The sequence below is a fragment of the Deinococcus sp. QL22 genome, from assembly GCF_023370075.1.
Lineage (GTDB): Bacteria > Deinococcota > Deinococci > Deinococcales > Deinococcaceae > Deinococcus.
This window is the reverse complement of record NZ_CP097151.1, coordinates 231,827-243,656: the sequence shown is the minus strand read 5'-3', so window position 1 is coordinate 243,656 and position 11,830 is coordinate 231,827. Positions and strand designations below refer to the sequence as shown.

Genomic DNA, 11,830 nt, shown 5'->3' with positions numbered 1-11,830 from the left:
TGGGAAAACGGTGGCGGTAGGGCTTGGCATCGGTCACGGACGGTCAGCCTATCCCGGTCTGGTTAAGGCAACACAACCCTTTCAACCGTTACGTCACGCTCTTTAGCACTTCACTCTGCTGCTCTAGAACACATTCGGCAGTTCCCGTTCGGCAGGCCGCTCAAGTTTTATCTTGAACTCGCGGATCTCATAGCTCATCAGCATCTCGTTGAAGGTTAGCTGTGGGGAACCCGCAATGCGCAGGGGCAAGCTCAGCAGGCGCTGCAGAAAAACATCGCTCTCGTGAATCGCCAGAAAGGCTCCCGGACAGCGGTGTGCGCCGTCCCCAAAACTCATTGCCTGCGCCTGCACGCCGCTCGGTAAAGAACGGCCCAGGCAGAGACTGAGTGGCTCGGCCCCCACAGCGGCTGAATCGGCATTGGCCGTGCGGATGTCTAGGATCATCCGTGCCCCTGCCGGGATCGCGTGGACAACGCCGCCCTGTTCCAGTGTGATGTCATGTTCCGCTCGCCGCCAGAGGGTCGAGGCCACGGGTTCAAGGCGCAGGATTTCATGCAGCAAGCGGTGACGTTCGTTGCGGTCGCTGGCAAGATACGCCTCACGTATCTCCGGGTTTTCGAGCAGGTGCCAGGTAGCCACGCTGATGAATTCGCGCGTGGTGACCATGCCGGCCGTAGCGTATGTGAGGCACTCCACCAGGATTTCTAAGTCGTTGTAGCCCTTGCCAATCAGGTGGGTGATCACGTCCTCCTGCGGTTTCCGGCGCCGGGCCTGAATAGCAGGGCGCACGTCTACACGGTAAAACTTCGACATCCGAAGCAAGCCCTTAGATTGCGTCAGTACACCCTGAAGACGCGCGACCATCCCCGTGCTGCCTCCCGTATTGATCTCTCCGTCCGACAACAATTCATCAATGCGGCGATCCATGCCCGGCTTTGACGAGTTCGTGAGCCCTACCACTCGCGCAGCCACGTCAACCGACAATTGCATGCTCAGTGCGCTGAGATCCGCCCCACCCGCCTGTTCCAGCTGGCCAATTAAACGCTCTGTCAGAGCCTCGATGAACGGATGGTGGGCGTCCTGCACCGTCTTGGGCGTAAAGAAGCGCGCGATGGCCGTACGCTGCTCGCGGTGTTCCTCGCCATCTTGAAAAATCACGGCTGGCCGTAGACGGGTGACCAGCACGTTGTCGGTGGTGGCCCCTTGGCGGACACGTTCACTATCGCGCAGGACTTGCTTGACTGCAGCGTAAGAGCGCAAATGCCAGACGTCTCCCTGAAGCTCAATCTCAGGGGCGAGATGGTCGTGACCGAAACCGGTCTTGCGTTCAGGCGCATGGAAGGGGCAGTGGGCGACAGGTTCAGCAGTCATGGTTGATCTCCTTGAGCAGACTTATGATCCACTATGTATCATATGAGTGACGAAGTCTCATGAGATAGAATGGCTTAGACTGAGGGATCTCCCCATGTCAGACTTGATCCCGCCTCCCCTTCCCCAGACTGATCTGCGGATCCGGCGAACTCGCCGTCTGCTGACCCAGGCCCTGATTGATCTGAGTCACGAGCAGCCGCTTGAATCCATCACGGTGCGCGACCTGACCGGACGTGCCGAGGTGGGCTATGCCACCTTCTTCCGGCATTACACCAGCATTGAAGAGTTGCTCCGGGGTGCTGTCGACGATTTACGCAGCGATCTGTTCACGTTGCTGCCTCCACTGGCTGGTCAGGTGCCCGAACAGGCCGGTGCGCTGGTCTTCCAGCACGTCCGGGATCATCCTGGGCTCTACCGACTGTTGCTGAGTGCCGATCGTTCGCTGGGGCTTCTCGATCAGATTGTCGAGATCGGTGTGCAGGGTCTGCTCCAGACCTACGAGGCCCGGCCAGCGGCCCAAGTGCCCGTGGACATCGTGGCCTACCACTTCATCCGCTCGTTCTTGAGCCTGATTGAGTGGTGGCTGGGTCACGGCATGCCGTATGGGCCGGAGCGCATGGGGGAGATCTACCGCGACTTGATTCTGCGACCGACCGAGGCCGTTGCGCTGCAGCCCCGCAGGGGAGAGGCTGTCCCAACGGTTGTGTTGCCTTAACTGGTTTGGGGTTGGCTGACTCTCCAGGACTGACCCAAAACCGTATCGTCATCGGTTCCCGCTGGCCATCATCGGGTACGCGGTTTGGCGCTCCCACCGCTTTCCGCTCAGTGATTGGGACATTCAAAAATTCACCCACCACCGTGGCCCAACAGGTCAGTCATGAGACCCTCCGCGAGTGGTGCGTCCAGTTCGGCCCCCTCTTTGCAGAGGAACTGCGTCACCCTGAACCCCGTCGGGGTTCGGGGTGGCCTCTGGATGAGGTCTGTACCACCGCTGATGGGATTTACCCCTGGCTCTGGAGGACCGTGGACGAGCACGGCTTCGTGCAGGATACCCTCCGTCAAAGCCACCGCGCTCCCGACGCTGCACAGACCGTTCTGACGAGGTTGTTTGGTGAAGACGCTGTTTCGGAGGTCACACAGACGGATGGGCTGCGGAGCGAGGGAGCCGCAATTCAAGAGGTTCTGAGCCGGGTGAACGTTGACCACCAGGTGATTCGTAACGCCCGATGCAACCACATGGTTAAGCAAGAACATCGTTCAACACGGCGAAACGCGCGCAGGAATGTCTGAGTCTGCACGCCCGAATTGAGAATCGTCACCATCCCTCCCGAAGGGGCGTTTCCGCCCCCACCAGAAGAAACAATCAGAAGCATGCATTCCAGACAGGGGGAATGGTTGCGGCAGGGGTGGCCTGAGGATCAGGCCACCCCTGGGCTCCCCCTGCTGCCGTACGCCAAGTGAAGGCAACACAGCCGTCTTGATTGATCCCATGACTTCCCCCGCGGAAGTCAGCATATTTTTAGGAAAGGGTCGTATGACAGACTATGCCTATGGACGATCCCAGGGCTTGGCTGCGCCCCGCACCAGATGGAAGCTGGCCTATAGAGACCCTGCTGGACGGCGTGCCCAATTTGATCTTTTTTGTAAAGGATCTTCAAGGCCGCTATGTCAGTGTGAATGACACCCTACGGCAGCGCACTGGAGTACTGCATAAGCGCGATGTGCTGGGCCGCACTGCTGCCGAGGTTTTCATGGGCGACCCCGGACAGCGTTTCAATGAGCAAGACGTACGGACGTTGCGGGAGGGCCAGGAACTGCGGGACGTGCTGGAAATGTATTTCGGCCCACGGGGCGAACCAATCTGGTGCCTGACGCATAAGATCCCCGTGCGAAATGCGGCGGGTGAGGTGGTGGGGTTAGCAGGAGTCTCGCGGGACGTCCCCGTTCCCATGGAGAGGCATGCGGACTTCGCGCGGATCGCAGAGGCTCTCAGCTATATGCAGGTGCATTACGATCAGCCCTTGCGGATCCCGGTTCTGGCTACCCATATTGGCTTATCGGAAGATACCTTTGAGCGGTTGATATGGCGGGTGTGCCAGGTAACGCCGCAGCAATTCCTGATCAAGGCGCGGCTCAATGCCGCTGTAGAACTCCTTCGCAAGCCTGGACTGTCTATCTCTGAAATTGCCCACGCCTGCGGCTACGCTGACCACAGCGCCTTTACCCGCAAGTTCCGTACGGTCACGGGCATGACCCCACAGGCGTATCGTGACCGGGTTCTAACCAGGAAAGAAGACTCGCAGAGCAAGCCTGTCCACTAAGAGCCTATCCGGAAGGTCTTCGGAGTACGGCGACGGGCACAAGTTTGCGCCAGATGATGAGGCAAGCAGTCAACTCGACAAACCCCAGAGACAGGTCTTGACGCTTTTCCCAGCGGGTCTGGAGGCGGCGGAAGCGATTGAACCAACTGTGACCCACCGAGGGCGACCCACTGCCGGGCTGGATGGCGTTCCGGTTGGCTTGGGGCAGGAATGGGCTGTTCCTCCTTCGCTTTCTTAGGGATATGCGCGACCAGGCCTTCATCCACGGCCCGTTGACGACCCGCGGGCGTGTCTTACCCACGATCGAGCAGCAGATGTCTCTATTCCTGCTCCACAAGAGCAGGAATAGAGACGACGACGGCATCCAAGACATCCATGAGCATCTTGCTGTTATGGCGATTGGCCCCACACCGCACCACCGAGAGCGGAATGCCCTTGGCATCGGTCAGCAGCGTGCGTTGACATCCGGCTGTCCCTCGGTCGGTGGGGTTGCTGCCCGTGGCTTCCGGCGCACCGGCGCCCTCCTTATTCCCCAGGGGGGCTTTCACCATGCTTGCGTCGGCGGCTTGCCATGCCCAGTTGATCCCGACTGCCTGATCGTACTCTTCGAGCACGATGGCCCACGCCGCACGGGACCATCCGTGTTCCACCCAAGCACTCAACCGCTCGTGGACGGTCGATGTTGGGCCGTATCAGCGGGGAAGTTGATTCCACTGACGGCCGGTTCGGGCCAGCCAGATCAGTCCATCGAACATGGAGTGGGCGTCCCACGCGGGACGCCCACTCTTATTTCCTGGGCTTGTCGATCACCAGGACAGGGACGAGGCGGATCCAGAGGTCGTCCAAGACCTCCCAAAGCGTGTCCTGGTGACTGATCTGGTCTTGATGGGGTTGCGTTGTCACTTGACTTCAGTAGAACAGATCTTCCGGAGAGGTTCTGAGTGGCCCGGCTCCACCGCAGGGCGGCGTAGAGGGCGCGTGATCCGGCAAGTAGGGCGCCGATAGAGACGGGGGATTTCCCGGCGGCTTCCATGCTCCGCACCCACAGGTCGATGTCTCCCGCTTTCCGGATGCAAGACCTTGACTGCATTGTCTTGGGCAATTTGATTACTGTGTGCGTTGACGAGCGTGCCTTTCTGGAATTTAGACCAGCCCAATCAATAAACTCTCCAAATCGCGTGGGTAGAGGCTGAGCCGCTCGGCTCCGTCAGAAGTGATCACCAGGGTATCGGAGTGCCGGAACCCGCCGAGCCCAGGCACATATAATCCTGGCTCGATGGAAAAAATCATGCCGGCAGCCAATTCGGTGTGATCGTCAAGATCCAGAAACGGATGTTCATGCCCCTCCAGGCCGAAGGCGTGCCCGGTATGGTGACGGGTGAGGGCCAAAACGCCGCGCTCCTCCAGCAGGTGGCGCACCTCTTGCTCTACCTCTGAACAACGCCGACCGGGTTTCAGTGCCGCGAAGCCTGTGTCCTGTGCGTCCAGCATGGCTTGAAAATACTTGATTTGTTCGGATGAGGGCTCCCCAACGAACATGGTTCGTTCCAATTCGCTCTCATAGCCGCCCACCACGCCGTATGCCCCGGTCACCAACGTGTCGCCAGCCTGAACCCCTCCCTGCTGATGAAGTCCGTGTGGATTGGCGGTATTGTGCCCCCGGATAAACATGGCGTTGGCGGGCAGACCCTCACGCGATTTGGGCACGTAGCGGTCACCCAAACTGGCCAGCATGGTGCGGGTGGCCTGCAAGCTCGCTCCGTGCGAGACCAAAAGCTCATCGCTGCCCTGGCTGATGGCGTCCTGCATCAGTCGGTGGGCGTGATCTCCCCACACACAGGCTTCCCGGATCAACGCGATTTCAGCTGGACTTTTAATGGCCCGTGCGTCGTCAATCAAATCCAGCCGCTCGTGAATGGGAACTTCCAGAACCTGACTGAGCCTGGGGCCCCGGTAGCCCCAGCGGTGTTCGTAGCCGTCCAGATCAGCAGCCACGGCCCGCGCCACTGGTTTCAGGGTTCGCAGATGCGCCGCCAGCGTCAGGAGCGGATGCTGGCCGCTGCCCCCCCCCGGGTACTCTGGATAGACCGCAAAGTTGACCAGTTCTGGACACTGTTGCCGCACATGATCGGTTTCCAGTTGCGGAATGAGGAGGCTGCACTCGCCGTCATCGGTAATGATGGCTGCCACGGGACGCTCGGTGGCCGCAAAGAAAAATCCGGTGAGGTACGCCACCCGCGTGGGTCCAAACACGCACATCAGGTCGTAGCCGTGCTGCTGCAGCGCCTCCGCCAACTTTTCCCGGCGGGCGCGGTACTCGGCAGGCTGAATTTCAAGCCGGAGGGTGGTGGTCATGAGGGCAGCGCCTCCAGGGGAACAGGCTCAAGGACTGGGCTGGTGACCAGCATCAGGTCGTGGGCGGCCCGGCGGGCAATGGCGCGAATCTTCTCGCTCAGTTCCGGAACGCGCGCTCTGGTGAGCCGTCCCGAGGGCCCGGCAATGCCTAGAGCGGCGATGACTTTGCCCGCTCCGTTGGTCAGTGGGGCCGACAGGCAGCGCACCCCCAACTCACGCTCCTCGTTGTCTTCGGCGTAGCCCTGATCGCGCACCGTCTGGAGTTCGTCTTGAAGGTGCTCCCAGCTGATCAGGGTATGGGGCGTGCGCGGAATCAGCCCCACCTTGTCCACAATTCGTTTTACGCTGCTGGGCGGCAGATCCGCCAAAAACAGTTTGCCCACATCAGAGCAGGTGAGCGGCGTAATGCTGCCGGGGGTGGTAAACATTCGCATCATAGTCAGGGGCTCCAGCTGGCTCAAGTACATGGCCGTCGTACCGTACAGCTCGGCCAGGTGCGCGGTTTCACCCGTGCAGTCCACCAACTCCTGCAGGTAGGGCCGCACCCGGCGCACCAGGTCGTAGCGCAGGTACAGAGACCGTGAGATCTCTACGATTTCGGGACCAATGTCGTAGCGCTTGCTGAGGGTGTCCTGATGAACATACCCCTTGGCCGACAGCGTCTGCAAAATGCGGTGAATGGTGCTGGGGGGCAGCTGCATCTGTTGAGACAGTTCGGCAATGCTCAGGGGACGGTGTGCGGCAACGATGGTTCCCACAATGTCGAGGGCACGCTCAACGCTCTGAACATTTTCGCTCATGTGGTTGCAAGTCGTTGGGGGTCAAACATCAGGAGGCTCCGGGGTGAGTGCATCTGACCATAAAGGTATTCCACAAAGGCTGCCCGGTCTTCGGGCCGTGTGCGTTCCCGGACTTCCCGCACCGCTTCGTCACCAAACCAGTAACTGGCAATGAAGGGGCCACGGAAGGGATAGCTGGCAAAGCGCACGCGCCCTTCGATCCAGGGCCGCTGACCAAAGCTGTGCTGTTCCAGATACTCGATCACGCGGGCTTCGGACCAGCCCTCGCCCATCTGGTACCAGGCGGCGCTGGTGGCGGTGGCGCTGCGCACCCGCCGCAGCGCCCGGTGAAGCAGATCGCCCTCGTCTTCGATCCAGTCGATCAGATGAACACCCTGATCTCCGATGCCCTCCTGCACGCACCCAGTCACCGCGTTGGTGGTACACAGCAGCACATCGGCGGTGCTCTTGCCCTGCTCGGCCCAGTCGCGGGTCAGCAGCAGTTGGGTCGAGTGGCCGGGGAACACCTCATGCGCCACCAGATGTTTCAGGGCGCTGCGGGTAAAGCTGAGATCCACATTCAAGTCCATCTGGCCTTCATTGAAGTTGCAGCGGGCGGTGAAGGGAACGCCGCGCAGGGTGTTGAGCTGCATCTGATAATCGCCGGTGGCGTAGATCAGGCGGTCTGTGCGGGCCTGTGCATCGTCCATCAACAGCTTAAATTCGGCTTCCAGGCGCTCGGGTGGAATGGCCTGTTCCTCTTCCCAGCGGGCCACTCGCTCTGCGACCGTGCCCTGACGGTATCCAGCGTCCAGCAGCACCCGGTCTACATCCAATTTCATGCTTTCGACCTGCTCGGTGTCGACGGCCCGTGCCGGGACACCTACCAACCCTTCCAGTTTTTCTTTGAAGCTCAGCTCTTCACCTTCAAAGAGGCGGGCAGCAGTGCGCAACGAACGGAACATGTCATCCAAAAAGGCCCGTCTGGGTCCGGCTTGCAGGCCTGACGCTGCCTGCTCCAGCGAGCTGAGTTCGTGCTGCACCGCGTCCCAGTCTTCGAGGGGGGCTGCGGGCACCAACGCGTCGCCCAGGTAGATCGGCACCAGCCCTTCACTGTCCAGCACGCCGTGACCCCGCGAAAGGCGGCGTTCCAAATGATCCATTCCTATGGTGAGGGCGGTGAGGCGACGTCCGATCTCGTGATCCTGCGGCGTACTGGTAGTCATTTGGTTTCTCCTTGACCTCCATCCTAAACAGAAATTCCACGATGTGGAACCTATATCTAGACAACTTATTCTATCTGACGGAATAAACACCTGTTGCGTGCTTGACATTTCTCTGCCAGCACCCTCACACTCACAGCTAAGCAAACAACGCTTGTAGTTAAGAAATGGCCGCGAAAACGCTCTGTGTCCCCTATTCAGGAGGTTCCCATGAAGTTAAGCCCGATCAGCCAGCATTCCGTATCGCGAAAAAGCCGTCTTCTGCTGGCATTGACCAGCGTTCTGCTGTGCGGAACTGCTCTGGCACAAGAACGCGGCGGAACACTCACCGTTGGCCTGAGCTACGACATCGACACGCTGAACGTCTACAGCACCGGCTTCCTGCATGACGCCGTCGCACCTGTCATCGAAGGTCTGCTCGCCCCTGACAAGAACGCCAAGTACGTGCCTGTCCTGGCCCGCGAAGTGCCCACCGTCAAAAACGGAGGCATCAAGGTCGCGCCGGACGGGAAAACCATGATCATCACCTACAAGCTGCGTCCGAACGTCAAATGGCACGACGGGAAGCCCTTTACCTCAGCCGATGTGCGGTTTACCTGGGAAGCAGTCAAGAACCCGAAATTCATCGCCGAGAGCAAGTCTGGCACCGAGGACATTCTGCGCATCGACACGCCGGACCCCCTGACCGCCGTGGTGCACTACAAACGCATCGCCCCAGACTTTGCAAGTACCCTGTTTACCTTCGGCATGCTTCCCAAGCATGCGCTGGAAGGCAAGGACCTGAACACCGACCCGTACAACGCAAAACCCCTCGGTACCGGACCATTCATTGTCAAAGAGTTCCGCCGTGGCCAGTATGTCGCCCTGACGCGCAATCCCAACTACTGGCGCAAGGACGCCAAAGGTCAGCAATTGCCGTACCTCGACGCCATGAACTTCAAAATTATTCCGGACAGCAATACCCTGGTCACCCAGCTGCGTTCCGGCGAAGTTCAACTGGCCTACAACGTGCCCTACGCGCAGGTCAAACAGCTTGACGCCCTTCCGAACATGAATGTCGTGCAGAACAAGGTGCTGTCCTGGCAGCATCTCGACTTTAACTTCAAAGGCCCAGCGGCGCTGCGTGACATAAACGTACGTCAGGCGTTCGCGCACGCCATCAACCGTGACGCCGTCTCCAAAGCCCTGGGTGGCTATCCGGTGCCGATTGACAGCGTGGTCGTCCCCGTCTTCGATGCGTACAACAAAAACGTCCCGAAGTACCCCTACAGCCTGAGCCGGGCCAACGCCATTCTTGATGCAGCGGGCTACCGCCGGGGCTCCGACGGCATCCGTGCCAAAAACGGCGCGCGTCTCAGTTTCAATATCATGGTGCAGGCGGGCCGCCCCAATGATGAGGTCGCGCAGCAGGTGATCATTGCCAACCTCAAGAGCATCGGGGTGGAACTCAAACCCGACAACAAGTCTGGAGTCGCCTTCCGCGAAGCGCGTTACAACGGCACCTATGACCTCTGGTACGGTGGGTGGATCACCTCCGCTGACCCGGTCTACAGTGTGTTCTTTGGCAGCAAAGGCGTCAACAACGGCCAGAGTTACAGCAACCCGCGCATCGATCAGCTGTTGGCGCAGGCAGAAACGACCCTGGACGATGACGCCCGCCGGGCGACGCTGTTCACCTTTCAGACCGAACTGATGAAGGATTTGCCGACGCTGCCCATTACCACCAACATTTCCATGATCGCGTTCACGAACAAGCTCGTGAACTTTACGCCCAATCCCACCAACATGACGAACTTCGTCGATGTTGCATCGTGGTACCTGCGGAAGTGACTTGACCGGGCGGGAGGGGAAACCCTCCCGCGCCTGTTTGGGGTGCCAGAGTGAATGTCAGTTATCTCTTCAAACGACTCGTCAGCATGCTTCCGCTCCTGTTGGGCGTCTCCCTGATTTTGTTCGGCGTGTTGCACCTCGCGCCCGGCACACCTCTGGACGTCTACGCCGACAATCCCAGTGTGAGCCCAGAAGCGCTCGAACAGATGCGGCTGGCATTGGGGCTCGATCAGCCTGCCCACATTCAGTATTTTCACTGGATCCGCGGCTTTCTCACCGGCGAGTGGGGCTACTCCATCCGAACCGGTCAGCCGGTGACCTTGGAAGTGGTTCAGCACCTGGGGCCCACCATGCTGCTGGGTGGGGTCAGCTTCCTGCTCGCGCTGTTGGTGGCGGTTCCGCTGGGCGTTATCAGCGCGCTGCGCCGCTCCAGCGCCGTCGATTACACCATTACCTTCGGGGCTTTTCTGGGCATCAGCATGCCGGTGTTCTGGTTGGCGTTGATGCTGCAACTGCTGTTCTCAGTCCAGTGGCGGCTGCTGCCCTCTGCTGGGATGAGCACCATCGGTGACGGCTCCGTGCTGGATCTGGCACGGCACCTGATCCTGCCCGCCTGTATTTTGGCATTTGCCAGTATCGCCGGATGGAGCCGGTACATGCGCTCCAGCATGGTCGAAGTCCTGAGCCAAGACTATGTTCGCACGGCCAGGGCCAAAGGTCTTCCGGGCGGACAGGTGGTCTACCGTCACGCGCTGCGCAACGCGCTGGCACCCATGATCACGGTCGTCGCGCTGGATTTCGCTGGGATTGTCTCGGGCGCGGTCATCACCGAAACCATCTTCGCGTGGCCAGGGATCGGCCGGCTGTTTATCGAGAGCATGAATGGACGCGACTACCCCGTGCTCATGGCCCTGATGATGATTGGCTCGCTGGCGCTGCTGATCAGTAACCTGATCGCCGATCTGGCTTACGCCCTGGCCGACCCGAGGATCCGGTATGAATGACTTGGCCCCAACTCACCCGACGGCCCTCCAGAAGCCACGCCCAGCTGACTCTCCCTGGCACCGCTTTACCCGCCGCTTTTTCAAACACCGCCTTGCAGTCATCGGACTGGTGACCCTGCTGGCCTTGGGCATCCTGGCCGCTTCCGCGCCGCTGCTCACGCCGTACACCTTTGACGGGCAGGATTTCGACATCATCGGCCAACCGCAGCCGCCCAGCAGTGCGCACCTGATGGGCACAGATGAGCTTGGGCGCGACGCATTCACCCGGGTGCTGTACGGCGCGCGCATCTCCCTGATGGTCGGCGTGTTCAGCGCGCTGATCGCCACGGGCCTCGGGGTACTGGTGGGCGCGCTCTCCGGTTACTACCGTGGATCCATCGATACCCTGCTGATGCGCTTCACAGACATCATCCTGAGCATCCCGTTGCTGCCCCTCGTTATCCTGCTTTCGGGCATGATTCGCCCAGGCATCTGGCTCCTGGTGTGCATCATTGGCGGTCTAGGGTGGATGGGCACTGCGCGGTTGGTTCGGGGGCAGTTCCTCAGCTTGCGTGAACGCGAGTACGTCGAGGCTTCCCGCGCGCTGGGGGGCAGCAACAACCGCATCATGTTCCGGCACATCCTGCCCAACGCCGTCGGGCCGATCGTTGTGTCGACCACCCTCGCGGTTGGCTCGGGCATCATGCTTGAATCCGCGTTGTCGTTTCTGGGCATGGGCGTACAACCCCCTACGCCCACCTGGGGCAATCTGCTGAACAACGCCAGCCAGTGGCTGAGCGGCGCTCCCTGGCTGGCGATTTTCCCTGGACTGATGATCTTGATCACCGTTCTGGCCGTCAACTTCTTGGGCGATGGCCTGCGCGACGCGCTCGATCCCCGCAACTGATCCGCAGCCCATCCATCACCTCTCCCCTTTCAACTCCATCTCTTTGACCTGAGGAAACAGC

General features: G+C 60.2%; 10 protein-coding genes and 1 pseudogene. 6 read left to right on the top strand and 5 right to left on the bottom strand.

Annotated features, from left to right (window positions below; all coding sequences use genetic code 11):
• Positions 1-123: 123 nt before the first annotated feature.
• Positions 124-1,371 (bottom strand): cytochrome P450, encoded by a 1,248-nt coding sequence (locus tag M1R55_RS20530; protein ID WP_249395277.1) that lies wholly within the window; start codon positions 1,369-1,371, stop codon positions 124-126.
• Positions 1,372-1,465: 94 nt separating this feature from the next.
• Here M1R55_RS20530 and M1R55_RS20525 point away from each other — a divergent pair, with 94 nt between their 5' ends.
• The 3 genes and pseudogenes from M1R55_RS20525 to M1R55_RS20515 all read left to right on the top strand — a co-directional run bounded on the left by M1R55_RS20525 (position 1,466) and on the right by M1R55_RS20515 (position 3,692).
• Positions 1,466-2,086: a TetR/AcrR family transcriptional regulator gene (locus tag M1R55_RS20525; RefSeq protein ID WP_249395276.1), complete on the top strand. Its 621-nt coding sequence runs from the start codon at positions 1,466-1,468 to the stop codon at positions 2,084-2,086.
• Between the two features lie 61 nt (positions 2,087-2,147).
• Positions 2,148-2,786 (top strand): annotated as a pseudogene (locus M1R55_RS20520) (DDE-type integrase/transposase/recombinase).
• Positions 2,787-2,921: 135 nt separating this feature from the next.
• Positions 2,922-3,692, top strand: a complete 771-nt coding sequence (locus M1R55_RS20515) for an AraC family transcriptional regulator (RefSeq protein ID WP_249395275.1) — start codon at positions 2,922-2,924, stop codon at positions 3,690-3,692.
• 320 nt (positions 3,693-4,012) lie between these two features.
• On the opposite strand, the gene M1R55_RS20510 is transcribed toward M1R55_RS20515, so the two are convergent.
• From M1R55_RS20510 to M1R55_RS20495, 4 genes are all read right to left on the bottom strand, one after another.
• Positions 4,013-4,342, bottom strand: a complete 330-nt coding sequence (locus M1R55_RS20510) for a hypothetical protein (RefSeq protein WP_249395274.1) — start codon at positions 4,340-4,342, stop codon at positions 4,013-4,015.
• Between the two features lie 493 nt (positions 4,343-4,835).
• Positions 4,836-6,047 (bottom strand): Xaa-Pro peptidase family protein, encoded by a 1,212-nt coding sequence (locus M1R55_RS20505; protein WP_249395273.1) that lies wholly within the window; start codon positions 6,045-6,047, stop codon positions 4,836-4,838.
• A complete protein-coding gene (locus tag M1R55_RS20500; RefSeq protein ID WP_249395272.1) occupies positions 6,044-6,847 on the bottom strand; it encodes an IclR family transcriptional regulator in 804 nt (267 codons plus the stop codon). The genes M1R55_RS20505 and M1R55_RS20500 overlap by 4 nt, the downstream gene beginning before the upstream one ends.
• The gene (locus M1R55_RS20495; protein WP_249395271.1) at positions 6,844-8,052 is read right to left on the bottom strand and encodes a hypothetical protein; all 1,209 of its coding nucleotides are present in this window, start codon (positions 8,050-8,052) and stop codon (positions 6,844-6,846) included. The genes M1R55_RS20500 and M1R55_RS20495 overlap by 4 nt, the downstream gene beginning before the upstream one ends.
• Positions 8,053-8,259: 207 nt before the next feature.
• Between M1R55_RS20495 and M1R55_RS20490 the strand changes: the two genes are divergently transcribed.
• The 3 genes from M1R55_RS20490 to opp4C are packed head-to-tail and all read left to right on the top strand — an operon-like array spanning position 8,260 to position 11,769.
• Complete coding sequence (locus M1R55_RS20490) at positions 8,260-9,879, top strand: peptide ABC transporter substrate-binding protein (protein WP_249395270.1); 1,620 nt, start codon at positions 8,260-8,262, stop codon at positions 9,877-9,879.
• Between the two features lie 50 nt (positions 9,880-9,929).
• Complete coding sequence (locus M1R55_RS20485) at positions 9,930-10,883, top strand: ABC transporter permease (RefSeq protein ID WP_256566038.1); 954 nt, start codon at positions 9,930-9,932, stop codon at positions 10,881-10,883.
• Positions 10,876-11,769, top strand: a complete 894-nt coding sequence (gene opp4C / locus M1R55_RS20480) for an oligopeptide ABC transporter permease (RefSeq protein ID WP_249395268.1) — start codon at positions 10,876-10,878, stop codon at positions 11,767-11,769. Before M1R55_RS20485 ends, opp4C begins: the two co-directional genes overlap by 8 nt.
• The last annotated feature ends 61 nt before the right edge of the window (positions 11,770-11,830 follow it).

Excerpts from the sequence above, each read along its gene's own strand:
- M1R55_RS20505 (WP_249395273.1), bottom strand. The coding sequence starts at position 6,047 with ATGACCACCACCCTCCGGCTTGAAATTCAGCCTGCCGAGTACCGCGCC.
- M1R55_RS20525 (WP_249395276.1), top strand. The coding sequence starts at position 1,466 with ATGTCAGACTTGATCCCGCCTCCCCTTCCCCAGACTGATCTGCGGATC.
- M1R55_RS20490 (WP_249395270.1), top strand. The coding sequence starts at position 8,260 with ATGAAGTTAAGCCCGATCAGCCAGCATTCCGTATCGCGAAAAAGCCGT.
- M1R55_RS20500 (WP_249395272.1), bottom strand. The coding sequence starts at position 6,847 with ATGAGCGAAAATGTTCAGAGCGTTGAGCGTGCCCTCGACATTGTGGGA.
- M1R55_RS20530 (WP_249395277.1), bottom strand. The coding sequence starts at position 1,371 with ATGACTGCTGAACCTGTCGCCCACTGCCCCTTCCATGCGCCTGAACGC.
- M1R55_RS20495 (WP_249395271.1), bottom strand. The coding sequence starts at position 8,052 with ATGACTACCAGTACGCCGCAGGATCACGAGATCGGACGTCGCCTCACC.
- M1R55_RS20515 (WP_249395275.1), top strand. The coding sequence starts at position 2,922 with ATGGACGATCCCAGGGCTTGGCTGCGCCCCGCACCAGATGGAAGCTGG.
- opp4C (WP_249395268.1), top strand. The coding sequence starts at position 10,876 with ATGAATGACTTGGCCCCAACTCACCCGACGGCCCTCCAGAAGCCACGC.